This window comes from Pseudarthrobacter sp. B4EP4b, assembly GCF_006680095.1.
GTDB lineage: Bacteria > Actinomycetota > Actinomycetes > Actinomycetales > Micrococcaceae > Arthrobacter.
This window is the reverse complement of sequence record NZ_VHIJ01000041.1, coordinates 53536-78383: the sequence shown is the minus strand read 5'-3', so window position 1 is coordinate 78383 and position 24848 is coordinate 53536. Positions and strand designations below refer to the sequence as shown.

General features: G+C 65.2%; 22 protein-coding genes and 1 tRNA gene. 4 read left to right on the top strand and 19 right to left on the bottom strand.

Features of this window, described 5'->3' with window-relative positions:
* Positions 1–74: 74 nt before the first annotated feature.
* Entirely contained in the window at positions 75–1013 is a 939-nt protein-coding gene (locus tag FNL14_RS15795; protein WP_091423086.1) for a Bax inhibitor-1/YccA family protein, read from the bottom strand.
* Positions 1014–1487: 474 nt separating this feature from the next.
* Between FNL14_RS15795 and FNL14_RS15790 the strand changes: the two genes are divergently transcribed.
* The 4 genes from FNL14_RS15790 to FNL14_RS15775 are packed head-to-tail and all read left to right on the top strand — an operon-like array spanning position 1488 to position 5634.
* Entirely contained in the window at positions 1488–2783 is a 1296-nt protein-coding gene (locus tag FNL14_RS15790; RefSeq protein WP_285250315.1) for a branched-chain amino acid ABC transporter permease, read from the top strand.
* A gap of 9 nt (positions 2784–2792) precedes the next feature.
* Positions 2793–3761: a branched-chain amino acid ABC transporter permease gene (locus FNL14_RS15785; protein WP_142061736.1), complete on the top strand. Its 969-nt coding sequence runs from the start codon at positions 2793–2795 to the stop codon at positions 3759–3761.
* On the top strand, positions 3758–4855 hold the full coding sequence (locus FNL14_RS15780) for an ABC transporter ATP-binding protein (protein ID WP_181762673.1): 1098 nt from the start codon (positions 3758–3760) through the stop codon (positions 4853–4855). The genes FNL14_RS15785 and FNL14_RS15780 overlap by 4 nt, the downstream gene beginning before the upstream one ends.
* Positions 4852–5634 carry an ABC transporter ATP-binding protein gene (locus tag FNL14_RS15775; RefSeq protein ID WP_091423090.1) on the top strand — a complete coding sequence of 261 codons (783 nt, stop codon included), beginning with the start codon at positions 4852–4854 and terminating at the stop codon, positions 5632–5634. The genes FNL14_RS15780 and FNL14_RS15775 overlap by 4 nt, the downstream gene beginning before the upstream one ends.
* A gap of 69 nt (positions 5635–5703) precedes the next feature.
* Here the strand turns inward: FNL14_RS15775 and FNL14_RS15770 are convergent, their stop codons facing one another.
* The 18 genes from FNL14_RS15770 to FNL14_RS15685 form a co-directional block, all read right to left on the bottom strand.
* Positions 5704–7062 (bottom strand): ABC transporter substrate-binding protein, encoded by a 1359-nt coding sequence (locus FNL14_RS15770; protein WP_142061733.1) that lies wholly within the window; start codon positions 7060–7062, stop codon positions 5704–5706.
* A 214-nt stretch (positions 7063–7276) separates the two neighbouring features.
* A tRNA-Leu gene (locus FNL14_RS15765) sits at positions 7277–7353 on the bottom strand.
* Between the two features lie 20 nt (positions 7354–7373).
* The gene (locus tag FNL14_RS15760) at positions 7374–8384 is read right to left on the bottom strand and encodes an N-acetyltransferase (protein ID WP_142061730.1); all 1011 of its coding nucleotides are present in this window, start codon (positions 8382–8384) and stop codon (positions 7374–7376) included.
* A 122-nt stretch (positions 8385–8506) separates the two neighbouring features.
* Complete coding sequence (locus FNL14_RS15755; RefSeq protein WP_142061727.1) at positions 8507–9988, bottom strand: NAD(P)/FAD-dependent oxidoreductase; 1482 nt, start codon at positions 9986–9988, stop codon at positions 8507–8509.
* Positions 9989–10048: 60 nt separating this feature from the next.
* On the bottom strand, positions 10049–11413 hold the full coding sequence (locus FNL14_RS15750; protein ID WP_255470874.1) for a S8 family serine peptidase: 1365 nt from the start codon (positions 11411–11413) through the stop codon (positions 10049–10051).
* 27 nt (positions 11414–11440) lie between these two features.
* Positions 11441–12388 carry a Ppx/GppA phosphatase family protein gene (locus tag FNL14_RS15745; RefSeq protein WP_142061721.1) on the bottom strand — a complete coding sequence of 316 codons (948 nt, stop codon included), beginning with the start codon at positions 12386–12388 and terminating at the stop codon, positions 11441–11443.
* Entirely contained in the window at positions 12385–13068 is a 684-nt protein-coding gene (locus tag FNL14_RS15740; RefSeq protein ID WP_142061718.1) for a DUF501 domain-containing protein, read from the bottom strand. Before FNL14_RS15740 ends, FNL14_RS15745 begins: the two co-directional genes overlap by 4 nt.
* Positions 13069–13096: 28 nt before the next feature.
* Positions 13097–13795 carry a septum formation initiator family protein gene (locus tag FNL14_RS15735; RefSeq protein WP_142061715.1) on the bottom strand — a complete coding sequence of 233 codons (699 nt, stop codon included), beginning with the start codon at positions 13793–13795 and terminating at the stop codon, positions 13097–13099.
* A gap of 122 nt (positions 13796–13917) precedes the next feature.
* Complete coding sequence (eno, locus tag FNL14_RS15730; RefSeq protein ID WP_139028492.1) at positions 13918–15198, bottom strand: phosphopyruvate hydratase; 1281 nt, start codon at positions 15196–15198, stop codon at positions 13918–13920.
* 133 nt (positions 15199–15331) lie between these two features.
* Positions 15332–15994: a MazG nucleotide pyrophosphohydrolase domain-containing protein gene (locus FNL14_RS15725; protein ID WP_370455870.1), complete on the bottom strand. Its 663-nt coding sequence runs from the start codon at positions 15992–15994 to the stop codon at positions 15332–15334.
* Positions 15995–16019: 25 nt separating this feature from the next.
* Positions 16020–17156, bottom strand: a complete 1137-nt coding sequence (locus FNL14_RS15720; protein WP_142061712.1) for an adenosine deaminase — start codon at positions 17154–17156, stop codon at positions 16020–16022.
* Between the two features lie 27 nt (positions 17157–17183).
* Positions 17184–17924 (bottom strand): DedA family protein, encoded by a 741-nt coding sequence (locus tag FNL14_RS15715; RefSeq protein ID WP_091423118.1) that lies wholly within the window; start codon positions 17922–17924, stop codon positions 17184–17186.
* A gap of 125 nt (positions 17925–18049) precedes the next feature.
* Positions 18050–18679 carry a DedA family protein gene (locus tag FNL14_RS15710; protein ID WP_091423120.1) on the bottom strand — a complete coding sequence of 210 codons (630 nt, stop codon included), beginning with the start codon at positions 18677–18679 and terminating at the stop codon, positions 18050–18052.
* 6 nt (positions 18680–18685) lie between these two features.
* Positions 18686–20020, bottom strand: coding sequence for a thymidine phosphorylase (locus tag FNL14_RS15705; protein ID WP_142061710.1), 1335 nt, complete (start codon positions 20018–20020; stop codon positions 18686–18688).
* Positions 20017–20442, bottom strand: coding sequence for a cytidine deaminase (locus tag FNL14_RS15700; RefSeq protein ID WP_255470873.1), 426 nt, complete (start codon positions 20440–20442; stop codon positions 20017–20019). The genes FNL14_RS15705 and FNL14_RS15700 overlap by 4 nt, the downstream gene beginning before the upstream one ends.
* Positions 20429–21754, bottom strand: coding sequence for an ABC transporter permease (locus FNL14_RS15695; protein WP_142061707.1), 1326 nt, complete (start codon positions 21752–21754; stop codon positions 20429–20431). Before FNL14_RS15695 ends, FNL14_RS15700 begins: the two co-directional genes overlap by 14 nt.
* The gene (locus tag FNL14_RS15690; protein ID WP_091423131.1) at positions 21751–23124 is read right to left on the bottom strand and encodes an ABC transporter permease; all 1374 of its coding nucleotides are present in this window, start codon (positions 23122–23124) and stop codon (positions 21751–21753) included. Before FNL14_RS15690 ends, FNL14_RS15695 begins: the two co-directional genes overlap by 4 nt.
* On the bottom strand, positions 23117–24706 hold the full coding sequence (locus tag FNL14_RS15685) for an ABC transporter ATP-binding protein (RefSeq protein WP_091423134.1): 1590 nt from the start codon (positions 24704–24706) through the stop codon (positions 23117–23119). Before FNL14_RS15685 ends, FNL14_RS15690 begins: the two co-directional genes overlap by 8 nt.
* Positions 24707–24848: the final 142 nt, after the last annotated feature.

Sequence of the window (24848 nt, the reverse complement as noted above, 5' to 3'; positions counted from 1 at the left end):
CCCCACCTGGTGGTGGGGCCCTCAGCCTTTATTGGCCTGCTTCAAAAGTACGACGGCGGCCTCCCGCTGTGCGGTTAGTCGTCCCCGCGGAGGATGGCCAGCAGGCGGATGATTTCCACGTACAGCCATACGAGGGTGACGGTGAGGCCGAAGGCGGCAGTCCAGGAGAAGCGCTGGGGGGCGCCGCTGCGGACACCGGCCTCGATGCTGGTGAAGTCCATGATCAGGGAGAAAGCGGCCAGGCCGATGGCCAGCAGGCCGATGAACACGCCCAGCGGGATACCGAAGATTTCAACCTGGGTGCGCAGGCCGAACGGCTCCTGCGTCAGTCCCGTCATCATCATGACCATATTGATCAGGGCAAACACCGCGTAGCCGATGAGGGCGATCATAAAGAAGCGCATGGCCTTGGGCGTTGCCCGGACCTTGCCGCTCTTGAACAGCACCAGCGTTACGGCGAACACGGACAGCGTACCGATCACAGCCTGCAGGCCGACCCCGGGGAACTGTGCGTCCAGGATACGGGTCAGGCCGCCAAGGAACAGGCCTTCCAGTCCGGCATACGCGAGGATGAGGGCCGGTGAAGGCTGCTTCTTGAAGGTGTTGACCAGAGCCAGCACGAAACCGCCGAGGGCACCAACAATCATCAGCAGCGACGCAAGGCCCATGCTGACGAACATGGTGACGGCAGCGCCGGCCACCACAACGCCAAGGCAGGCTGCCGTCTTGACGATGACGTCGTCGAACGTCATCCGGCCGGTGTCCGCCGGGCCGGCTGCAGGCTGGTTGTACATCTGCCGCAGCTGCTCATCGGTCATGGGCTGCTGGCCGTAGCCCTGCTGGCCGTAGGGAGCCTGGCCATACGGCTGCTGGCCGTAGCCCTGCTGGCCGAAGGGCTGGCCATACTGCTGGCCGTAAGGAGCCTGGCCGTAAGGAGCCGGCGGGACAGGCGGTGCCTGGGTGGCTCCACGGAAGCTCTTTCCGTTGAAGATCGGGTTGCCGCCAAGTGCCATTGCGGGATTCCTCCATGTGATGGTGTTTTGTGTTCCTTGTGGTTCACGCTACCAATTCCCACGTGGCGGCACCGCTAAAAGTTCCCGCCATAGCAAGGGTGAAACCCAACCGTGACGTCCAGCGGCCGGACTCCCCGGAACCTTTAGACCGGAGCCTGTCCAGGGAAGCACCTTTATTCAACAAAGGTTTTCCCGGTGGCTCCGCCTTTCTTCTGAAGCCAGGCGGCACCAGTTGTTATCCGATCGCTACATATAAGGCCGGAACCACAGCATTTGACCCTTCTCTTGCGCTGTAGCATAAGCCAAGCAGGGTGACGGAACTCACAGTTGTGATGGGTGCCGGGCCAGTGGGTGCCATCCCCGTCCTGCGACCGTTCGCAGCGGCTGCAGAGGCGCAGCCGAGACCGCCCCCAAGTGGAGGTTTTCAATTTGAGAAGTACACCCCAAGGCCAGCCGGCCGGAAGACGCGGCCGATTGCTGGGACTGCTGGGAGCCATCAGTGCTTCCATCCTGGCGATCCTCCTCGTTGCCGCACCGGCATCCCAGGCCGCTTCCCCCGCACCGACACCATCCCCGTCGAACCAGACCTTCCAGAACAACATCAGTGGATTCCTCCGGGACGACACCCGCGCGCCGCTGGCCGGTGTGACCATCACCGCCAAGAGCGGCGACTTCACCGGAACCACGAAGTCCACTGCAAACGGGGCCTGGAACATCGGCGTGCCGCAACAGGGTACGTACACGGTGGAGCTGGACGAATCCACCCTGCCGAAGGGCATCACCCTGGCTGAAGGCCAGGAGAACCCGCGCCAGGTGACCTTCAGCCAAACCTCCAACCTGTCGGTGATCTTCGCCTTCGGCAAAGGCATTGTGGTGGAACAGCAGAACTTCGGGCAGAACCTGCTCAACCGCCTCGTGGCCGGGCTCAGTTTTGGCCTCCTGCTGGCCTTGGCCTCGGTGGGCCTGTCACTGATTTTCGGCACCACCGGCCTGACCAACTTCGCACACGGTGAGATGGTGACCCTTGGTGCGGTGCTGGTCTTCGCGTTCAACGCCATCGGCCTTCCGTTCTGGCTGGCGATCCTCCTGTCCCTGCTGGGTGGCGGCCTGTTCGGCTATGCGCAGGACCGGGGGCTGTGGCGGCCACTGCGGCGCCGAGGCACCGGGCTGGTCCCCATGATGATCGTCAGCATCGGCCTCGCCCTGGCGGTGCGCTACGTGATCCAGTTCTACTTCGGCGGCGCCACCCAGCAGCTGCCGTTTGCACAGAGCCCCGAAATCCAGCTCGGGCCGGTTTCGATCTCACCGAACAACCTCTGGTCCCTGGGCATCAGTGCGGTGGTTATTGCCCTGATCGGCGTGGTGCTCCTCAAGACCAGGCTGGGCAAGGCCACCCGCGCAGTGGCAGACAACCCTGCCCTCGCCGCGGCATCCGGGATCGACGTTGACGGCGTGATCCGCCTCGTCTGGATCACCGGCGGCATGCTGGCGTCCCTCGGCGGCATCCTCTGGGCCTACTACCGCCCCGGCGTCACCTTCGATATGGGCTCGGCCATCCTCCTGCTCATCTTCGCCGGCGTCACCCTGGGCGGCCTGGGAACCGTCTTCGGCGCCCTGATCGGGTCGATCATCGTCGGCATCTTCGTGGAACTCACCACCGTGTTCGGCCTCGCCGCCGACCTCAAATACGTGGGCGCCCTGTTCATCATGATCGTTGTCCTTCTGTTCCGGCCCCAGGGCATCCTGGGCCGGCGCGAGCGCGTGGGTTAGGAGACAGCCATGGACTTTGGATTCATTCTTGCCAGCGCTGCCGGTGAAATTTTCAGCCCGACGACGGCGGCCTACGCCTTGGCCGCACTCGGCCTCGCCGTGCACTTCGGGTACTCCGGGCTGCTGAACTTCGGGCAGGCCGGTTTTATGGCGGTGGGAGCCTACGGCTTCGCCATCTCCACCCTCACCTTCGGTGTCCCGTTTTTCGTCGGGCTGCTGATCGCCGTCATTGCCTCCTCGATTTTTGCCCTCCTGCTGGGTATTCCCACGCTGCGGCTGCGAGCCGACTACTTGGCCATCGTCACCATCGCGGCCGCGGAAATCGTCCGGTACATCGTGACCACCAACCAGCTCACCTCGGTGACCGGCTCAGCCAACGGCCTGGCCGCGTTCGAGGGCGGGTTCTACTCGATGAACCCGTTCCCCGAAGGTTCCTACTTCGGCATGAACAACCGCGACTTCTTCATCCGTGTGGTGGGGTGGGCCCTGGTGGCCATCTGCTGCACGCTCGTGTGGCTGCTGATGCGGAGCCCCTGGGGACGCGTCCTCAAGGGCATCCGTGAAGACGAGAACGCCGTCCGGTCCCTTGGAAAGAACGTCTACGCCTACAAGATGCAGGCCCTGATCATCGGCGGCGTCCTCGGCGCGCTGGCCGGCATGGTGTTCACCCTCCCCCGCGGAGCGGTCCAGCCGGCAAACTACGGCACAGAACTGACGTTCTTCCTCTATACCTGCCTCCTGCTTGGCGGCCTGGGCACTGTGCTCGGTCCGGTGATCGGCGCCATGATCTTCTGGGTTGTCCTCTCCCTGACCCAGGGCATCCTGTACGGCCTGATCGAGTCCGGGGCCGTCACGTGGCTCAACACGGTCCAGGCCGGGCAGCTGCGCTACATCCTGGTGGGCGTCGCCCTGATGCTGCTAATGATCTTCAGGCCCCAGGGCGTCTTCGGAAACAAGAAGGAGCTGGCGTTCGCATGAGCATGCACAGCACGGAACCAACCAATCCCGGCTCCGCGGAGCCGGACTACATGACCGATGCCCGGCCCATCGCGGCCGGCGACATCGGACCCGGCTGCAAGAAGCGTGATCCCATCGTGGTGGCGGAGAACGTCACCCGAAGCTTCGGCGGCATCAACGCGGTGGACGTCGAATACCTCGAAATTCCCCGCCATAAGATCACAGCCCTCATTGGTCCCAACGGAGCGGGCAAGACCACGCTGTTCAACCTCCTCACGGGCTTTGATACTCCCAATACCGGCAAATGGCAGTTTGAGGGTAAGAGCATTGCCGGAGTTTCGCCGTACAAGGTGGCGCGGATGGGAATGGTCCGTACCTTCCAGCTCACCAAGGTCATGGGCAAACTGACCGTTATGGAGAACATGCGGCTCGGCGCGGCAAACCAGCCCGGGGAAAGCCTGGCCAAGGCTTTGTTCAAGGGCATCTGGGGCGGCCGGGAGAAACAAATCACCGCCGAGGCGGACGTCCTCCTCGAGAAGTTCAAGCTGGATACCAAAAAGGACGACTACGCGGCATCCCTTTCCGGCGGTCAGCGCAAGCTCCTTGAAATGGCCCGCTCCCTGATGGTGCGGCCCAAGCTGGTGATGCTGGATGAGCCCATGGCCGGCGTGAACCCTGCGTTGACGCAGTCTTTGCTGGACCACATTAAGAACCTCAAGGCAGAAGGCATGACCGTGCTGTTCGTCGAGCACGACATGCACATGGTCCGCCACATAGCCGACTGGGTGGTGGTGATGGCGGAGGGCAAGGTGGTGGCTGAGGGCCCGCCGACCGAGGTCATGAAAAACCCCGCGGTCATTGATGCCTATCTCGGCGCCCACCACGATGTGGACCTGGGCGACTCGGAGGGCATCAAGGAACTGGCAGCTGAGCTGGTCAGCGATGAAGAGTCGGTGGTGGGAACCGAAAATGCGGGCATCATTTCACTTGATGTGGTGGCCGAAGAAACCGGAACATCCCGGCAGGCGGAACGGCCTGCCGGGGACGGGGCTCCCGGCCGCCACAGCAGCACGGATGTCAGTGGCAGGGACCGCACAGAGAAGGACAGCCAATGAGCAGCAGTACAAGCGCGGCGCCCGCCGCCCAGCCGGTCAGCGACAGCGACTCGGTGGTGAAGGTCACCAATCTGGTGGCAGGCTACCTGCCGGGGGTCAACATCCTCAACGGCTGCAGTATTGAGGCCCGCAAAGGCGAACTCATCGGCATCATCGGCCCCAACGGTGCCGGCAAGTCGACGCTCCTGAAGGCGATGTTCGGGCTGGTCAAGGTCCATTCGGGCACCGTGGTGGTCCGCGGCCAGGACATTACCGGGCTGAAGGCCAACAAGCTGGTGAGCCGCGGCGTGGGATTTGTTCCGCAGACGAACAATGTTTTTGCTGCTTTGACCATCGAGGAAAACCTCCAGATGGGCATGTTCCAGCGGCCCAAGGACTTCGCCGAGCGCTTCGATTTCGTCACCAGCCTGTTCCCCGAGCTCGGCAAGCGCCGCGCACAACGGGCAGGCTCGCTGTCCGGCGGTGAGCGCCAGATGGTGGCCATGGGGCGGGCCCTGATGATGGACCCGGCAGTGCTGCTGCTGGACGAGCCCTCCGCGGGGCTCTCCCCCGTCAAGCAGGACGAGACGTTCCTCCGGGTCCATGAGATCAACCGGGCGGGCGTGTCCGTGATCATGGTGGAACAGAACGCCCGCCGGTGCCTGCAGATCTGCGACCGTGGCTACGTCCTGGACCAGGGCAGGGATGCCTACACCGGCACCGGCCGTGAGCTGATGAAGGACCCCAAGGTCATCCAGCTCTACCTCGGCACCCTGGCCGACACCGTCGAAGAGGGCTAAACGCCGGTAACAGAAAAGGAGCCTCCGTCCAGTTGGACGGAGGCTCCCTTTGTGTGTCAGGAACTGCTGTTAGAGCTTGCCAAACTCAGACTGGAGGGGCTTGAGCTTGTTGTCGTTGGTGTACTCGTAGATGCCGATGTAGGCCTCGGTGGGGTCACCGGCATCGGAGAAGGTCACCGGACCTGACTGGCCGTCGTAGTCGATGTCCTTGCCCTCGCGCAGCAGGGTGACGCAGGAGGAGAAGTTGCTGCACTTCTCGCCCGACTCCGAGACTCCCTTGAGCTGCTTGGCGATCTCCGGACCACTGGTGCTGCCGGCGGCTTCGGAAGCCAACGCGATCAGGTTCACGGCGTCATAGGACTCACCGCCGTAGGTGAAGTCCTTCAGGGCCGGATCAATTTGGAGGAGCTTCTTCGTGAACGCTTCGTTAGCGAACGTTCCGGGGAACGTTCCGTGCGCGCCCAGCATGGTCCCGGCCTGGAAGTCCTTGCTGTAGTCGGAAGTGTTGCCGTCCACCAGGAACATCTGGCTGGGCTTGGCGCCCTTGCCGGAAATCAGCGGGACGATGCTCTTGGCCTGGTCGAAGGTGATCAGGGCGATGGCGTCAGGCTTAGCGGCAAGGACTTTGTCCACCTGGCTGCTGAACTGACTGTCGCCCTCATTGAAGAGTTCCTCGGCAACCACTTTGCCGCCGGCCCCTTCGAAGGCTGCCTTGATGTTCTTTGCAAGGCCCGTACCGTAGGCATCGTTCAGGACGATCATGCCCACTGTCTGGGCGCCACACGTTGCCATGTAGTTGCCCAGGACCTTGCCCTGCAGTACGTCCGAGGGTGCCGTGCGCCAGTAGAGGCCTTTGTCATCCCAGGTGGTGAAATCGGGCGAGGTGTTCGCCGGCGAGAATTGAAGGACACCGGCACCGGTGATTTGGTTGATAACTGTCTTGGAAACACCCGAGGATGCCGCGCCGATGATCGCGTTGACGCCCTGGCCGAGCAGGGCGTTGGTGGACTGGGTGGCGATGTCCGTCTTGGTGTCGCCGGAATCCCGGTGGACAACCTCAATGGGCTTGCCCAGGACGCCGCCGGCGTCATTGACTTCCTTGACGCCGAGGTTCACGCCTGCAATTTCGGGCGGACCAAGGTAAGCCAGTGAACCGGTGGTGGGCAGCAGCGAACCAAGCTTAAGCGGGGTTGCGGTTGAACCCTTGGACGGTGGAACCGCTCCACCTCCGCCTCCACCGGTGGCGGGCGCGGAGCTTCCGCCCGTGGAGCCTGGAGCCGGGCATGCAATTCCTGCCGCAGCGGCGGTGGTGGACTCGGACGCCGTGGGTGTGGACGAACCGCCGCAGGCTGTCGCCATAAAGGCGACGCCAATGCCAAGCACTGTCAGCTTGGCGGCGCGGGTTCCCGCATGGGGGAATAAAGTCATTTACGAGCTCCTCGATCTAAAGGTGCGAACGGCCTTTGACACGAAAAATCAGGTGTTCCTGATTTAGCTTCAAGCTAATGCATATCCCAGGCGAACATAAGTGACTGAGGTCACATCTGCATAACAGTCGTTGCATATGTGGAATTAAACGCAGGAAGCCGCCCGCAAGGCGGGCGGCTTCCATGGATCACCGCCCCGACCACGGGCGGCGCGTTGGTACCCCAGGTGGGACTCGAACCCACAACACGCGGATTTTAAGTCCGCTGCCTCTGCCAATTGGGCTACTGGGGCAACGGATCCATGGTATCCCGTCAGAGACGGGTGAATGGTTCGGCGTACCGGAAGACGCCGTGGATGCCGCCGGGCCAGAGCGCGAGCGGCAGGAGCTGGAAATTGTCGCCCCACACTTCCTCAGGCGGCAGGACGCCCAGCGAGGCAGCAGGAACGAAGCCAAACCGCGGGTAGTACCCTGTGCTGCCCAGGAGGGCGATGCCGTTCTCCCCCGCCGCGTTGGCCCGGGCGATGGTCTCCTTCATCAGGGCGGAGCCTATTCCCTGTCTCTGGAGCCGCGGTGTAACACTGATCGGGCCGAGTCCGAGGAGTTCCTGACTGCCCACCCATCCGCGGGTGCTGATGACATGGCCCACCACTTCGCCGTCCAGCTCCGCCACCACACTGAAGCCGGGCAGGTATTCCCGGGAGTCAAACAGTTCCCGGAGCACATTGACTTCCACTGGTTCCCCGTCAGCGGGAAGGCCGGTAGCCGGGGAGATGGCGAATGCTTCGGCTGTCAGCGCGAGGATCGCATCCCTGTCGGCCGGAGCTTCGTCGCGCAGCTGCAGTCCGGGGATGGGAGGCCGTACCTCATCCAGCCCGTGCGCGTTGCCCGCCAGCTGGACGGGCTCCAGCAACCCGGCGGGGCTCTGCCTGCTCCGGGCGGAAAGTCCGGCAAGGACCTCAAGAGCCCGGGGTGCGTCAGCCACCGGCACCAGGAGGTGGTCGTGATGGAAGCCTGCCAGGACGTTGCAGCTGATCCGGGCCTCCGTGAGGGCTTTGCTGACTGCGGCGGTCAGCCCCACGGCTTCCAGCGCGGAATGGATTTCCAAAGTGATCCAGGCCGCCACAAAGTCGTAGGACAGCCCTTCCCTGTCCGCTGCGGCCCGGGGAAGCACCACCGTCAGGCCTTCGGCTTCGCGGACCGCCGCCTCGATGCCGGGCGCCAGGGGCCGGCCATGCGGCCACAGGACGTAGACATACTCGCCGCTGCGCTGTACCGGGTGCATCCCCGCGATCAGGGCCTGCAGGTTCTTCTCGCCACTCATGGTGCCAGTCTAGAAGGGGAAAAGTTGCGCCGACGCAAACGGCGGCCGTCCCCCAACAGGGGACAGCCGCCGTCGTGCGTTAAGGCAGGGTGTTCACACCCGTGCCCCAGGCAGAACCGGTGTTACTTGGCGTTGGCCGTAACGGCTTCCTTGGGATCAACCTTCGTCTTTTCCGCTGAGCCTGCAGCGCCTGCCGGCGGTGCGGCGTCGACAGCAGGTGCGGCCGCGGGCTTGGGAGCCGGGGTGGCTGCTGCCACGAAGGCGCCGCGGGGGTTGTCCAGGTCCAGCAGCTGCGTGGTGTCGCGGCCGGCGAAGAAGGCGAGGATCCAGTTGAAGATCACACGGAACTTGCGCTCGAACGTGGGCATGGCCAGGCCGTGGTAGCCACGGTGTGCCAGCCAGGCGAGCCCGCCCTTGAGGCCAATGCTGCCCACGAGGTTGATGTTGGCAACACCCTTCCACTCGCCGAAGCCGGCAACGGCGCCCAGGTTCTTGTGCTTGTAGTCCTTGAGCGGCTTGTCCCAGCGGGAGGCCCACAGGTTCTTGGCGAGGCGCTTGGCCTGGCGGAGTGCGTGCTGGGCGTTGGGGACGCAGGTGCCGTCCGGGAGGCCCTTGCCGGTGAGGTCCGGAACGGCGGCGATGTCGCCGGCAGCCCAGGCGTTGTCGATGATGCCTTCGTCACCGGCGATGCGCAGGTCCGGAAGGACACGCACGCGGCCGCGGGGCTCCAGCGGGAAGTCGGTGGAGCGGACCATGGGGTTGGCCTGCACGCCTGCGGTCCACACCAGGGTGTCCGCTTCGAATTCCTGGGCCGGGGACTTGTCCGGCAGGTTGATGAGCTTGAGGGTGCCTTCGGCGCTGTCCAGCGAGGTGTTCAGCAGCACCTCGATGCCGCGGCTGCGGAGGTGCTCCACAACCCATTCGGCCTGCTTGGCGGTAACTTCCGGCATGATCCGGCCCATGGCTTCGACCAGGACGAAGCGGACTTCCTCCTGCTTGATGCGCGGGTTGTTGCGGACCGCGGCGCGGGCCAGGTCCTCCATCTCGGTGATGCACTCGATGCCGGCGAAACCGCCGCCCACCACTACGAAGGTGAGGGCCTTGGCGCGGGCAGAGGGGTCGGTCATGGTGGAGGCGAGTTCGATGCGCTCCAGGAGCTTGTTGCGCAGGGCAACGGCTTCCTCGATGGTCTTCAGGCCAATGCCCTTGTCCGCGAGGCCCTTGATGGGGAAAGTGCGGGTGATGGCGCCGGCGGCCAGGACGACGTCGAAATAGGGAACCTCGAAAGGTGCGCCGCCATCGGCGGGAGCCACTACCGCGGTGCGGTTTTCGTGGTCGATCGAGGTGACGCGGCCCTGGATGAGTTCGGTCTGCTGGAGGTGCTTGCGGTGGGAGACCACGGCATGGCGGGCCTCGATGTTGCCGCCGGCCACCTCGGGCAGGAACGGCTGGTAGGTCATGTAGGGCAGTGGATCCACGAGGGTGACGATGCCACCGGCATTCGCGATCTTCTTCTGCAGTTTGAGTGCTACGTACAGGCCGACGTACCCGCCGCCGACGACGAGTACCCGGGGACGGTCCTGGAGCTCTGGGGTGGTTGCCATAGCTCCAAGGATACAGCAGTTTGTGAAAATCTTCACTAACTGCCGGGAAGGCTCCGGACCCTAGGTTTGCCGGCGGGAATCCACCCTGTCCACCACCCCGGTATCGGGCTCCTCCCGCAATTCACCCGGGTTCCTGGCGGCCCGCCTCAGCTGGATGACCGCTGCCGCAATAATGGCCACAAACAGCAGGCCAAAACCGATCACGACGGCGGCGCCCAAGGCACTGTCCCGCTGGGAGGGAGCCTTCACTGCGGGCACGGTGGCCTCCGGCAGCGTGGGTACTGCGCTGGGGACCTCAGCGGTGGGGACGGGAGTGGGTGTGGCAAGGTTTCCGCGGCGGTGGACCCTGATCCATTCGGCGATGGAACCCAGCGGGTTGGCCGATACCTCAGGAACGTCGTCCTTGAGGGCTGCCTCGGCATTCAGCACACCGAAACCGTAAAGGGGGTCCTTGCCGGGGGCGCCCGAGTCCTTGGCCGTGGCAACAATCCTGTTGATGACCTGCTTGGCGCTCATGTCCGGCCACTTGGACCGGATCAGCGCGGCTACCCCGGCAACTATGGGCGTGGAGCCTGAGGTTCCGGCCCATTCCGCGTAGCTGCCGCCCGGAACACCGCCCAGCAGGTTTTCGGCCGGCGCCGCAACGCCGATGCTGATGCCCTGCGAGGAGGCGTCAACAGACGCGGTTCCCTTACGGTCCAGTCCGGCCACGGTAAGGACGCCCGGGATAGTGGCAGGTGCGCCCACCTGGATGTTGCCGCCCACCCGGTTGCCGGCGGCGGCCACGATCACCACGTCTTTTTGCTCGGCATAGAGGAAGGCGGCGTCCCAGCTCTGCGGCCACTGCGGAGTGGTGCTGCCAAGGGAGATGTTGATGACTTTGGCCCCGTTGTCCACGGCCCAGCGGACCGCTTCGGGGATCTGGTCCTGGTCACTCTTGCCGGAGGGGTTCGTTGAGCCAAGCCAGGTGGAGACCGAAAGGATCTGCGCTTCCGGAGCCACGCCCACGATTCCATCCGGCGGAAGGCCTGCTGGTCCCAGTGATGGACTGGCTGTGGCATCGGCAGGCTGGTGTCCGCGTCCTGCAAGCATGGTGGCCACCAGGGTGCCGTGTTCGGTCTTGGAGCCCACCACCTTTTGGCCATCGGGTTGCCCTGAGCCGGAAGCGTCGTAGCCGCCCACCACGGCGCCCTTGAGGTCAGGGTGCTTGGCGTCCACGCCGCTGTCGATCACCGCCACCTTGACGCCGGCGCCCTTGGAGACCTCCCAGGCCTTGGTGATTCCGGATTCAGCGAGCCAGTACTGCTTGTCGCGCCACTCGTCCGCCCGGGCACCGGGTGCGGTGAAGAGCCCCGTTCCGAGGCAGCAGGCGGCCAGGAGCAGTGCCAGCAGAGCCGCGCCGGCCCGCCCGAGCGGTGGCGTCATCCCGGTTGCATGTTTCTGCATGGGCGGTCAGCCGATGCTCAGGGCGATGCCGTCGAGGATGTCGTGTTCGCTCGCAGTGGCGGTGGTGATGCGCCCACCGGTCAGTTCGTGCAGCCGTTCGAGGATCCGGCCCCACACCAGTCCACCTGCGCCGATGACGTCCACGCGGCCCGGGTGCATGTAGGGCAGGGCGGCGCGGTCTGCGCGGTCCATGGCCAGGAGGTCGTTGGCGGCAGCGCGGACAGTATCCAGGGACAGCTCGGTGCCATGGATCGCGTCCGGCGAATATTCGGGCAGCCGCATGGCGTGAGCGGTAATGGTGGTGATGGAGCCGGCAACGCCGACGACGGCGGTGGCGCGTTCCAGCGGAACGTCCTGGCCTGCGCGGGCAATGGCGTTGTCCACATCGGCCTGGGCAGCCGCGATCTGTTCCGGCGTGGGCGGATCCTGACGCAGGTGGCGTTCGGTGAGGCGGACGCATCCGATGTCCACCGATTTGGCGGCCCTGACGCCGGCCGCGGTGCCGAGGACGAACTCGGTGCTTCCGCCGCCGAGGTCCACCACCAGCACTTCCTGTCCATCCAGGATGGGCAGGACGCTGCTGGCGCCGGCAAAGGACAGGGCGGCTTCCTCATCTCCCGTGATGACCTCGGGTTCCACGCCGAGGAGGGTACGGATGCCGTCAACGAAGACGTCCCGGTTCCGGGCGTCGCGGCTTGCCGAGGTGGCAACGAAGCGTACTTTGACCGCTTCGTGCTCCTTGATGAGCCGGGCGTAATCGGCGGTGGCTGCGAAGGTGCGTTCCAGGGCTTCGGGGGCCAGTTCGCCGGTGGCGTCCACGCCCTGGCCCAGCCGGACCACACGCATTTCGCGCACAACGTCGGTGAGGGTGGTGGTGCCGTTGCTGCGCCCGATGTCCGCGATCAGGAGGCGGATGGAGTTGGTGCCGCAGTCGATGGCGGCGACACGCGTCACTGGTCCGCCCCTGCAGTGCCGGCTGTGGTGCCCGAGGCCTTGCGGACGGGGGCGGGCCGGCCCACGATGTCAGGCAGCCCCTGCGGGCCGTGGCGGCTCAGGTCCCTGGAGGGCGCCTCCCCGGAGGTATCCCATGCCCCGGCGCAGTAGCACTTGTCTGCAGTCCACCACTCGCTGATGGCAGTGATGGCCTGGTCTCCGAGGGGGTTGACCCCGGGACCGGCGGCCAGCGAGTGGCCCACCAGGACGTGGAGGCATTTGACGCGGGTGGGCATGCCGCCGGCGGAAATACCGTCGATTTCAGGAACTGCACCTATGCCAGAACGCTCGCCAATGGCAGCCCGGGCGGCCAGGTATGCCTCATGGGCGCCGCGGTAGGCAGCGGCCAGATCCTCATCGCCGGCAAGCTGGTCATTCATCTCATTCATCACTCCTGCCGCTTCCAGCCTTGAGACGGCGGAGGTGATGACGGGGTGCGTGAGGTAAAAGGTGGTGGGGAAGGGTGTCCCGTTGCCCAGCCGCGGAGCTGTGGCCGCCACCAGCGGGTTGCCGCAGACGCACCGCGCAGGAATTTCCACTACGTCACGGACCGGCCGTCCCAGTTGGCGGCTCAGTACTTCCAGGTCCTGCGGTGATGGTTGGCGGGATTCGTCCCGGGCGGCTGCCGTGTAGGGTTCCACTGTCGCTGGCCGTCCTTCCTGTTGCTGTTCAGTCTGTGGCCGCGCGCGTGATGGACTCCCACAGGGAATCCACCCACGGCAGATCGGCGGGGTCTTGTGCTGCTGCACCGGTCTGGCTACCGGCTTCTCCGGCCGGCAGATCGCTGCCGAAGACCCAGTAGCCGGTTTCACCCGGCATAACCATGTTAATGCGGTCGCGGGCCTGCTGTTTCACGTAGTTGGGGTCCTGCCAGCGGGAAACCTGCTGCCGCAGGCTGTTGCCTTCGGCCTCACGGGCAGCGATATCGGCGTTCAGGGCCGCTATTTCGGCCCTCTTGTCGAAAAAGATCTTCACCGTGGGCGCCAGCATGATGGTGATGGCAATCATGACAACAGCCAGCGCGAGCATCCGTCCGGAGAACGCCTTGGCCGGTACGGGCTGCTGCTCCTCCGCCAGGTCCGTGCCGGCCCTCCGGGAGGCGCCATGGGCGCCGGTACCCTTCCCGCCGCCGTCGGACGCTTTTGCAGACCCCCTTGCCGAAGCGGGCCGCGATGAGTTGTCCGCACCCGCTGTACGGTGGCCGGCCTGTGCGTTTCCCGATACTTCATGGCCGGCCGCAGCCGTGCCCGGTTTTCCCTTGGCCGAACCAAAATCAGCGCGGATGACGTCGGCGGTCTCGTGGTCCGCCTGTGGGGTGCCCTGACGGGCTGTGGCAACCTTGGGAACTTTGGGACGGCGGGTAGCCATGACACTCCTGAAACGCGCAGCCTGCCTGGGGCCGCCACTTTTTTGGGCTGGAACAATGCCGAAACAACAACGGTGGCTATGGTCTTTCAACCATAGCCACCGGTGATTGGTTTACGCGGCTACTAGCCCTTGAAACGCGGGAATGCGCTGCGGCCTGCGTAGCGTGCGGCGTCGTCGAGTTCCTCTTCGATGCGCAGCAGCTGGTTGTACTTGGCAACGCGCTCGGAGCGGGCCGGTGCGCCGGTCTTGATCTGGCCGGCGTTGGTGGCCACCGAGATATCGGCGATGGTGGTGTCCTCGGTTTCGCCGGAGCGGTGCGAGGTGATGGTGGTGTAGCCGGCGCGCTGTGCCAAGCTGACGGCGTCGAGCGTCTCCGTGAGGGAGCCGATCTGGTTGACCTTGACCAGCAGGGAGTTGGCGGTCTTGGTGTCGATGCCGCGCTGCAGGATGGAGGGGTTGGTGACGAACAGGTCGTCACCCACCAGCTGGACTTTGTCACCAATGGAGTCGGTGAGGGTCTTCCAGCCGTCCCAGTCGTTCTCGTCCAGCGGGTCCTCGATGGAGACCAGCGGGTAATCGGCGACGAGTTCGGCGTAGTAGGCGCTCATCTCGGCAGAGGTCAGCGCCTTGCCCTCGAACTGGTAGGCACCGTCGGTGAAGAACTCGGAGGAGGCAACGTCCAGCGCCAGGGCGATGTCCTTGCCCGGGGTGTAGCCGGCGTTCTTGATGGCTTCCTGGATCAGGTCCAGTGCTGCACGGTTGGACGGCAGGTTGGGTGCGAAGCCGCCTTCGTCGCCCAGGCCGGTGGCCAGGCCCTTTTCCTTCAGGACGGACTTGAGGGCGTGGTAAACCTCAACGCCCCAGCGCAGGCCCTCGGAGAAGGTCTCGGCACCCAGCGGGACAACCATGAATTCCTGGATGTCGACGTCGGAGTCGGCGTGCGAGCCACCGTTGAGGATGTTCATCAGCGGGACCGGCAGGACGTGGGCGTTGGGACCGCCCAGGTACTTGTAGAGGGGCAGGTCGGCGGAAGCTGCGGCGGCGTTGGCCACGGCCAGGGAGACGCCCAGGATGGCGTTGGCGCCCAGCTTGCCCTTGTTCGGGGTGCCGTCCAGGTCCAGCATGGCCTGGTCGATGCTGCGCTGGTCCGTGGCGTCGAAGCCGGTCAGGGCCGGAGCGATCTGGTCGATGATGGCGTCAACGGCCTTCTGGACGCCCTTGCCAAGGTAGCGGCCCTTGTCGCCGTCACGCAGCTCAACGGCCTCGTGTTCGCCGGTGGAAGCACCGGAGGGAACTGCCGCGCGGCCGATCTGGCCGTCGGAAAGCAGGACTTCAACTTCTACAGTCGGGTTGCCGCGGGAATCGAGGATCTCGCGGGCGTGGATGGCATCGATAAGCGCCATGAATTTGCTCCTTATGGGCGATTAACGGGGGAAATACAGCTGAAAACTCGACGTACTCGTCAGGGACCAGCGTAGTCGAGAGTGGTCCGGGTTACGGAAACCTATCCAGCCCCCGGACGTCATGATGATGCGGTTAACTCTGTTGGTGCTGCCGGGGGTTGTGCTGCTGGTAGTCCCGAACTGCGCCGCGGAGGGCGCGTTCGGCGTCGAATCCGCTGGCATGGGCGGAACGGACGACGGCGAGCAGCAGCCCGCCGAGTTCTTCTTCCGTTTCCGGAATGGGAGCCCCGGCAGGCAGGTCGACGCCGGCCCTTGCAGCGCGGTCGATGGACTTCTGCGCCCGCGCCAGTGCCGGCAGGGCCAGCGGGATCCCTTCGAACGGATCCGTGCGCTGTGGCCGCTCTGCCCGTTTCACGGCATCCCATTTCTGCACGATCTCATCGACCGTCGCGGGGAAGCTGTCCTGCAGGGACCCGTCCGGGCGGAACACGTGGGGGTTGCGCCGGACCATTTTGGCACTCAGGCCGCGGGCCACGTCGTCGAACTTAAAGGCGCCGCGTTCCTCCGCGAGGCGGGCATGGAGGACCACCTGAAGCAGGACGTCGCCCAGCTCACCGAGCAGTTCGGCGTCGAAGTGCTGCTCCCCCGCGGTTCCGCCTGAAGTTCCTGCCTCAATGGTCTCAGCCACCTCGAAGGCCTCCTCGAGGAGATACTCCACGAGGGACTCATGTGTCAGGGCGCCCATCCAGGGGCAGTGCTCGCGCAGGGCGGCAATTGTCCCGAGCAGCTCCCCCATCGGGGAGCTGCCGGCCGCCTGCTCGTTAGCCAAGGTTTGCGTAAGCGTCGTTGATGTATTCCACCAGCGCTTCCTTCTCCTCCAGCGGCAGGAAGGATGCCTCGGCGGCGTTCAGCGTCAGTTCCAGGAGGTCGTCGAGGTCGTAGTCGAAGGTTTCCACCAGCAGTTCGAACTCGTCGGTCAGCGTCACGCCGCTCATCAGCCGGTTGTCGGTGTTGATGGTGACGTTGAAGCCCAGCTGGTAGAGCATGTCCAGCGGGTGGCTTTCGATGCCCTCGCCGAACCCGGAAATGGCGCCGGTCTGGAGGTTCGAGGACGGGCAGATTTCCAGGGCGATGCCGCGGTCCCGGACCCAGCTGGAGAGGTCGCCCAGGGTCACCAGGCCGATGGTGTCCTCGGTGTCCTCGTCGTCGTCGAACTCCACCATGATGTCCTCGGCGATGCGGACGCCATGGCCCAGGCGTAGCGCCCGGCCGTCCACGAGGGCGGACTGGATGCTGTCCAGGCCGGCTGCCTCGCCCGCGTGAACGGTGGCCGGGAAGTTGTGCTGGGCCAGGTAGGTGAACGCGTCACGGAAGCGGGAAGGCAGGAAGCCGTCTTCGGCGCCGGCGATGTCAAAACCCACCGCTCCCTTGTTCCGGTGGCGGACCGCCAGTTCGGCAATCTCCTGGCCGCGGTCGGCGTGGCGCATTGCGGTGATGAGCTGGCCTACCTGGATTTCGCGTCCGGTCTCCCCCACTGCCTCGACGCCGGCCTCCAGGCCATCCTGCACGGCCTCCACTGCTTCATCCAGGCTGAGGCCCTTCTGCAGGTGCTGCTCCGGAGCCCACCGCACTTCGCCGTACACCACACCGTCATCAGCGAGGTCCTCGACGAATTCCTTGGCAACCCGGAACAGGCCTTCGGCGGTCTGCATCACAGCAACCGTGTGGTCAAAAGTTTCAAGGTAACGGACCAGGGAGCCGGAGTCAGCGGACTCACGGAACCACTGGCCCAGCGCCACGGGATCGGTGGATGGAAGGGTGTGCCCAACGGCCTCGGCCAGTTCGATGATCGTTGCCGGACGGAGTCCTCCGTCCAGGTGGTCGTGAAGGGACACCTTGGGCAGGCTCTTCAGGTCAAAATCGATGGCAGGGGCAGCATCAACAATAGGCTCAGTCACGTTCCCACCTTAGGGTGGGCAGGGCTTCTATGCCAGCCGCTCCGTGGCCGCATGCTCGCCGTCCCCGGCCGCTGGAGCAAGCAGCTCCGCGGTCCCCGGATTCGGCTTCGTGGCACCGGAGCGGCCGCCGTCGAGCCACTCGTCCACTTCTTCGGCGTCGTTGCGGGCGAGGTGCTTATGCCACAACCTGAGCAGGTGGTCGAGGAGGACACCAAGCACGATGGCGAACACCACGGCGATGCCGGCACTGAGCAAGGGGTTGTTGTGCAGCCACGGGAAGGAACTGGCCAGCACGCCGATGCCGATGGAGTACCCCACCCAGGTGATGCAGGCGAAGGCGTCCAGCAGGAAGAAGCGGCGGTGGGAGAAGCCTGTGCTTCCGGCGACGTAATTGACCGCCACCCGGCCCCAGGGAATGTAACGGGCAGTGAAGATCAGCACGGCGCCGCGCTTGTCCAACTCGTAGCGCGCCCAGCCGAAAGCCTTCTGGACCTTGGGCCGGCGCATCCACTTCCACCGGTTCAGGCCAATCCGGCGTCCAAGCATAAAGGCCATGTTGTCGCCCGCGATGGCGCCCACCAGAGCGGTGAAACCGAGGATCCACAGGTTGGGTTCGCCGCTGTGCCGGGAGAACGCCGCAAGGGCCACGATAAGGGTCTCGCTGGGGACCACCATGGCGAAGCCGTCCACAAAGAAAAACACCAACAGGACCGGGTAAATCCACCACTGGCCCGCTGCATGGAGCACGGCCTCATTAATAAACTCCACGCAGTCTTGCTCCTATGCAACCTGGCGCAGCCGGAAGTGACGCAGCCAAAGCGGAAATCGTTCCTAAGTGTCCCACGGCCAAGGCGCTGTTCGCTACGCCCCTGCCTGCCCGAACAACGCTTCAACTACGCTTCTGGTTCCTTCATCCGCTCCATCATCGGGGCCCGGCGCCGCACCCGGTTGATCACGAGGTCCACTACCACCCCAAGAGCCACCGCGCACACGATGGCGATGGCCGCGCCCAGCAGGTGGTTGTCCTCGAACCACTGGCCGAAAAACAGGCCGATCCCCACTGAATAGCCTGCCCAGAGGGACGCCGAAAGAACGGTCAGGCCCACGAAGCGCAGGTGCGGGTAGTGCGTGACGCCGGCCGTGAGGTTGACGGCCACCCGGCCGATCGGAACAAACCGTGCCACGAGGATGAGCGAGGCCGGGCGCTTGCGCAGTTCCCTGCCCGCCCACCGGAATGCGCTCTGCATCCGGGGTCCCCGCATCCACGCCCAGCGACTCGTGCCCACCCTCCGCCCGATCAGGTACGCGATGTTGTCGCCGGAGAAAGCCCCGAACGCGGCCACCAGCATCAGGAGCCACGGGTTGGGAACATCCGCCGTGGCCGCTACGGCCGAAAGGCCCACCACCACGGATTCGCTGGGAATGGGGGGAAAGAAGCCGTCAATGATGCAACAGGCCAGAACCAGGAACAGCACCCAAGGCTGACCGGCTGCCGCGAGGATGAAGTCATTGATGGCCTGCATGGGACCCTATGCTATGCGGTCGATGATCAGGCGCTGCGCCGGCCTGGATCCCTCGGGCGCAATCACCACCGCATGCTCCAGTGCTTCCTTGGCCCGGGCGAAGCGTTCCGGGGTATCGGTCAGCAGGGTCATCAGTGGCTCGCCGGCCCGGACCACGGCGCCGGGCTTAGCATGCATGCGCACCCCTGCACCCGCCTGGACTACGTCCTCCTTGCGCGCCCGTCCAGCGCCGAGCCGCCACGCGGCCACCCCGACGGCCAAGGCGTCCAGCTCCACCAGCACGCCATCCGCCGGGGCGTAAACCACCTCCGATTCCCGGGCCGCCGGCAGCTTGGCCCGCGGATCGCCGCCCTGGGCCTCGATCATTCGGTTCCAGACATCCATGGCGCGGCCGTCCTTCAGCGCAGCGGCGGGATCGGCGTCGTGCACTCCTGCGGCGGCGAGCATTTCCTCCGCGAGCCGGACGGTCAACTCCACCACATCGTCAGGACCACCGCCAGCCAGAACCTCCACGGACTCCTCCACTTCAATGGCGTTGCCGGCGGTGAGTCCAAGCGGCGTATTCATGTTGGTCAGGAGGGCCACGGTGTTGACCCCGGCGTCCTTGCCCAGGGCCACCATGGTCTCGGCGAGTTCGCGGGCCTTTGCCTCATCCTTCATAAAAGCGCCGCTGCCCACCTTGACGTCCAGGACCAGCGAGCCCGTGCCCTCGGCGATCTTTTTGCTCATGATGGAGGATGCGATCAGCGGAATCGCCTCCACGGTGCCGGTGACGTCGCGGAGTGCGTACAGCTTTTTGTCCGCGGGAGCCAGCCCGGCCCCGGCGGCGCAGATGACTGCGCCCACGTTCTGCAGCTGTGCCAGCATTTCCTCATTGCTGAGGCTGGCACGCCAGCCGGGGATGGCCTCCAGCTTGTCCAGGGTGCCGCCGGTGTGCCCCAGTCCACGGCCGGAGAGCTGCGGAACGGCAACGCCGAAGACGGCCACGAGCGGCGCCAGGGGCAGGGTGATCTTGTCTCCCACCCCGCCGGTGGAGTGCTTGTCCGAGGTGTATTTCAGGCCGCCGTCGGGCCGCCGCAGGCTGGAGAAGTCCATCCGCTCGCCGGAGGCGATCATTGCGGCCGTCCACCGGGCTATCTCGCTGTGGTTCATGCCGTTGAGCAGGATAGCCATGTTCAGGGCGGCCATCTGCTCGTCCGCGATGACACCCCTGGTGTAGGCGTCGATGGTCCAGTCGATCTGTTCGGGGCTGAGCGTGCCTTTGTCCCGCTTGACGCGGATGATGTCTACGGCGTCGAACGTTTCGGCGGTGTTGTTGTTCTGCGCGCGGGGATCTGTCACCGGGTTTCCTCCAAGTGTTGGGGACCGAAGGCGTCGGGCAGCACCTGGTCCATGGTCTTGATGCCTTGGGTGGTCATGAGTTCCATGCCGGGCGCACGGAATTCGTACAGCAGCTGGCGGCAGCGGCCACAGGGCATCAGGACCTTGCCGTTGCCGTCCACGCAGTAGAAGGCACGGAGCAGTCCGCCCCCGGTCATGTGCAGGTTGCCCACCAGCGCGCATTCAGCGCAGAGGGTCAGCCCGTAACTGGCATTTTCAACGTTGCAGCCGCTGACAATCCGGCCGTCCTCGGTCAGCGCCGCCGCCCCCACCGGGAACTTCGAATAAGGCACGTAGGCCTTCTGCATGGCCTCGACGGCGGCAGCCTCCAGGGCGGACCAGTCCGGTTCCATCGCTCCGGCCACGGCGTCAACCCTTGACATAGGGAATGCCGCTGGCCGCCGGGCCCCGGGACCTGCCCACCAACCCGGCCACGGCGAGTACTGTCACCAGGTAGGGCAGCATGGCCATGAACTGGCTGGGTACCGGGGTTCCGATGATGGTCACGATGCTCTGCAGGTTGTCCGCGAAACCGAAGAGCAGCGCGGCGAAGAAGGCTCCGATCGGGTTCCACCGGCCGAAGATCAGGGCGGCCAACGCGATAAAGCCGCGCCCGCCGGAGATTTCCTTGGTGAAGCTGTCGATCGCCACCAAGGTGAAGAATGACCCGCCGATGCCGGCCACTGCCCCGCCCAGGGTGACGTTCCAGAACCGGGTGGCGTTGACGTTGATGCCCAGGGTGTCGGCAGCCTGCGGGTGCTCACCCACGGCCCGGACCCGCAGGCCCCAGCGGGTTTTGAACAGGCCTACCCAGACCACCAGGACCGCGATGTACATCAGGTATCCCACCAAGGACTGGCGGAACAGGATGGGACCGATGATCGGAATGCTGGACAGGACGGGAATCTCGATGATGTCCAGCCCGGGAGGTGAATTGAACTGGGCCTTGTTGGCCTGCATCACGGTGCTGAAGAGGAATCCCGTGACACCGGAGACCAGGACGTTGAGCACCACGCCCACGATGATCTGGTTGACGAGGTATTTGATACTGAACAACGCCAGCACCATGGACACGACGGCTCCGGCAACGGCGGCGGCCGCCAGCCCGATGAACGGGTTCTGCGTCATGCTGGCCACGATGGCGGCGGTGAAGGCGCCGCCCAGGAGTTGGCCCTCGATGGCGATGTTCACCACGCCCACGCGCTCACACAGGACGCCGGACAGCGAGCCGAACACCAGCGGGACCGCCAGGGTGACAGACCCGGCAATAAGGCCGGCGAGGGAAATGTTCGGGGTCCGGGCGCCACCCACCACCCAGATGAGGAACGCGGCCACGAACAGGACGATAAACGCCACCGTCAGCCAGCCCGGAGCGGGCCTGCCCTTGGTCTTGAGGTAGACGGCGTAGCCGGCGAGTCCCAGCAGGAGGACTGAGAGGACGATCCCGCCGGCAAAGGCATTGACCTGCAGTGCCGGCAGCTGGAAAAAGTCCTCGCCGGTGGAGATCCCGAAGCTGGCGGTCTGGTTGGGTGCCAGCAGGCCGAAGAAGACCAGGGCAATCAACCCGAAGGAGGTAAGCAGGACCGGGGTCCGCCAGGTCACGGGTTTGGTGGAGATGGCGGCTGGGCCGGTATCTGATGCTGTGCTGTCCGGCTGGGGCTTTCCAGGCCGGGGTGAGGAAACTGTTGTGCTCATGCTGCACCTCCGGTGGTTGCTGCCTTGCGGGACTTGGCCGTGCGGGCCTGCTTCTTCCGCCGGGGATTCAGTCCGAAGACGGCCCGGACCAGTGGCGGTGCAGCAATAAAGAGCACGATCAGGGACTGGACCACCAGGACGATGTCGATGGGGGTTCCGGTCTGGATCTGCATCTGGACGGCTCCTGCGCGGAAGGCGCCGAACAGGAGGCCCGCGGCGAAGGTGCCCCACGGCGTCGAACGTCCCAGGAGGGCAACGGTGATGGCGTCGAATCCGTACGTGGCGGCTACGCCGTCGGTCAGGACTTTCTCAGTGCCCGCCACCTGGGCCACGCCGGACATACCGGCAAGCCCGCCGGCGATGGCCATCACCAGGATGGTGGACCGGGAGACGTTGATGCCGGCGGTCTGCGCAGCCTTGGGGTTGGCGCCCACGGCCCGGAATTCGAAGCCAACGGTGGAGCGGTTCAGCAGCCACCACACCAGGACCGTGGCCGCGATGGCCAGGAGGAACCCGAGGTGCAGGCGGTACTGCGTGCCAAAAATCTGCGGGTACACGGCGCTCGGGTCCAGGATGGGCGAGATGGGGTTGGTCTCCCCCGGCCGCTGGAAGGCCGGCGTGTTCAGCAGGTACCGCAGGAAGTACAGCGCGATGTAGTTGAACATGATGGTCAGGATGACCTCGTGGGCGCCGGTCCGTGCCTTGAGGACACCTACGAGTCCGCCCCAGAAGGCGCCGCCGATGATGCCCGCCACCAGGACCAGCAGCAGGTGCAGGCCCACGGGAAGGTGGAGCGCGAAGCCCACCCAGGCTGCCAGGATGCCGGCCACGATGATCTGGCCCTGGGCGCCGATGTTGAACAGGCCCGCGCGGAAGGCCAGTGCGACGCCGAGGCCGGCCGTGATGAGCGGCGTGGCGATGGTGAGGGTCTCCATGAAGGGCGCGAACTGGGCGGCAACGCTGTTGCCGCGCGGGTTGAAGACCGAGCCTTGGAACAGTGCTATGTAGGAGCGGGTGGCGGCGTTCCAGACGGCCGCCAGGAAGTCGGTGGGACGAGCGAAGAAGTACGTGGAGGTGGTGGCCACCTGCTTGTCGGTGCTGGCGATCAGGAGTCCGCCGATGATGAGCGCCAGCAGTACGGCGAGGACCGAAACCATGCCGCTGCCGGTGAAGATCCTGCGCAGAACGGTGTCAGGGCCGCCCGGCAGTTGACCGCTCTGGGCAGTGGCCGGGACGGCGGAGGGCCCCATGGCACCGCCGGCCGTGTCAACGGAGACCACGGCGGCCGTCGAGTCTTCCGCGGGCGTGGCCTCCTCTGCCCCGGGGCCGGGTTCACCGGCCGCGTGCTTGGGGGGATGCTTGTCAGACATGGTCGCCTCCTTCGGCGTCAGACGTGGAGGACGTGGCAGCAGCGGTGGATGCCGGCCCTGGTTGCGGCACAGGCGTATGTTCCTCCGGCGGGATTCCCGCCATCATGAGGCCCAGGACGTCGCGGCCGGTGCCGGCCGGAACGATGCCCACCAGTTTGCCTTTGTAAATCACGGCGATCCGGTCCGCCAGTTCCATGACCTCGTCCAGCTCAGTGGAAATGATCATCACCGGTGTGCCCTGATCCCGCTCGGCCACGATCCGGCGGTGCAGGAACTCGATGGAACCCACATCCACGCCGCGGGTGGGCTGTGAGGCGATGAAGAGGCGCAGTGGCCGGGAAAGCTCGCGCGCCATCACCACTTTCTGCTGGTTGCCGCCGGAGAGTGTGCCGGCGGCGGCGACGGCGGAGGGCGTCCGCACGTCAAACTCGCCAATGCGCGCCTTGGCGTTTTCCAGGATCTTCGCCGGGCTCATGCTGATGCCCTTGGCGAACGGGGGCTTGTCGTAGAGGTCCAGGACCAGGTTCTCCGCTACAGAGAACGTGCCCACCAGTCCGTCCACCTTGCGGTCCTCCGGAACGAAGCCGACGCCTGCGTTCAGGACTTCCTTGACCGACCGGCCCAGCAACTCCTTGCCGTCCAGTGTGATGGAACCCGATACACGGTCCTGGAGGCCGAGGATGGCTTCGGTGAGTTCGGTCTGGCCGTTGCCCTGCACCCCGGCCACTGCCACGATTTCGCCGCGGGCAATATCGAAGCTGAGGCCGTCCACCACGTGGTGGCCGCTGGGTGCGATGACGGTGAGGTCCCGGACCTCGAAGGTCTTTTCCTTCGGCTGGGCCGGTGCCTTGTCCAGGTTCAGGCTGACGGCGCGCCCCACCATCATGGAGGCAAGCTCTGCGGTGGGTGCGGTGGGACTGGCTTCCCCCACCACCTTTCCGCGCCGGATCACCGTGATGGTGTCCGAGACTTCCTTCACTTCCCGCAGCTTGTGCGAGATGAAGACGATGGACGTGCCGCCGGACTTAAGCTGGCGCATGATGTCCAGGAGCTCGTCCGTTTCCTGCGGCGTCAGCACAGCGGTGGGTTCATCGAGGATCAGGACCTTGGCGTTGCGCACCAGCGCCTTGATGATTTCAACACGCTGCTGGACGCCCACGGGCAGGTCCTCCACCAGGGCGTCAGGATCAACGTCGAAGCCATACTGGTCTGAGATTTCCTTGATCCGGCGCCGGGTCTCGTCCAGGTTCAGGAAGCCGGCGGCCTTGGTGGGTTCGGCGCCGAGGGCCACATTCTCGGCGACCGTGAAAACGGGGACCAGCATGAAGTGCTGGTGCACCATGCCGATCCCGGCCGCCATGGCATCGCCCGGGCCGCGGAAGGAAACGGCTTTACCATCGATGAGGATTTCACCTTCGGACGGCTCATACAGGCCGTACAGCACATTCATCAGGGTTGATTTGCCGGCCCCGTTCTCGCCCAGCAGGCAGTGGATCTGGCCGGGTTCAACCACCACGTCGATGTGATCGTTGGCGAGCAGGGTCCCAAAGCGTTTGGTGATTCCTCTGAGTTCAAGTTTCAAAACTCTGACCAATCTCGAAGCGTCCAGTGATCGACCGGACGGGATATGTGGCTGCAGCACCAGCCTAGTGGTTGCAGTCCTGGGATGAGCGGGCGGTAGCCCAAATGCGGCAGGCAGCAGCAAAAAGCACCGCCGCCCGGCC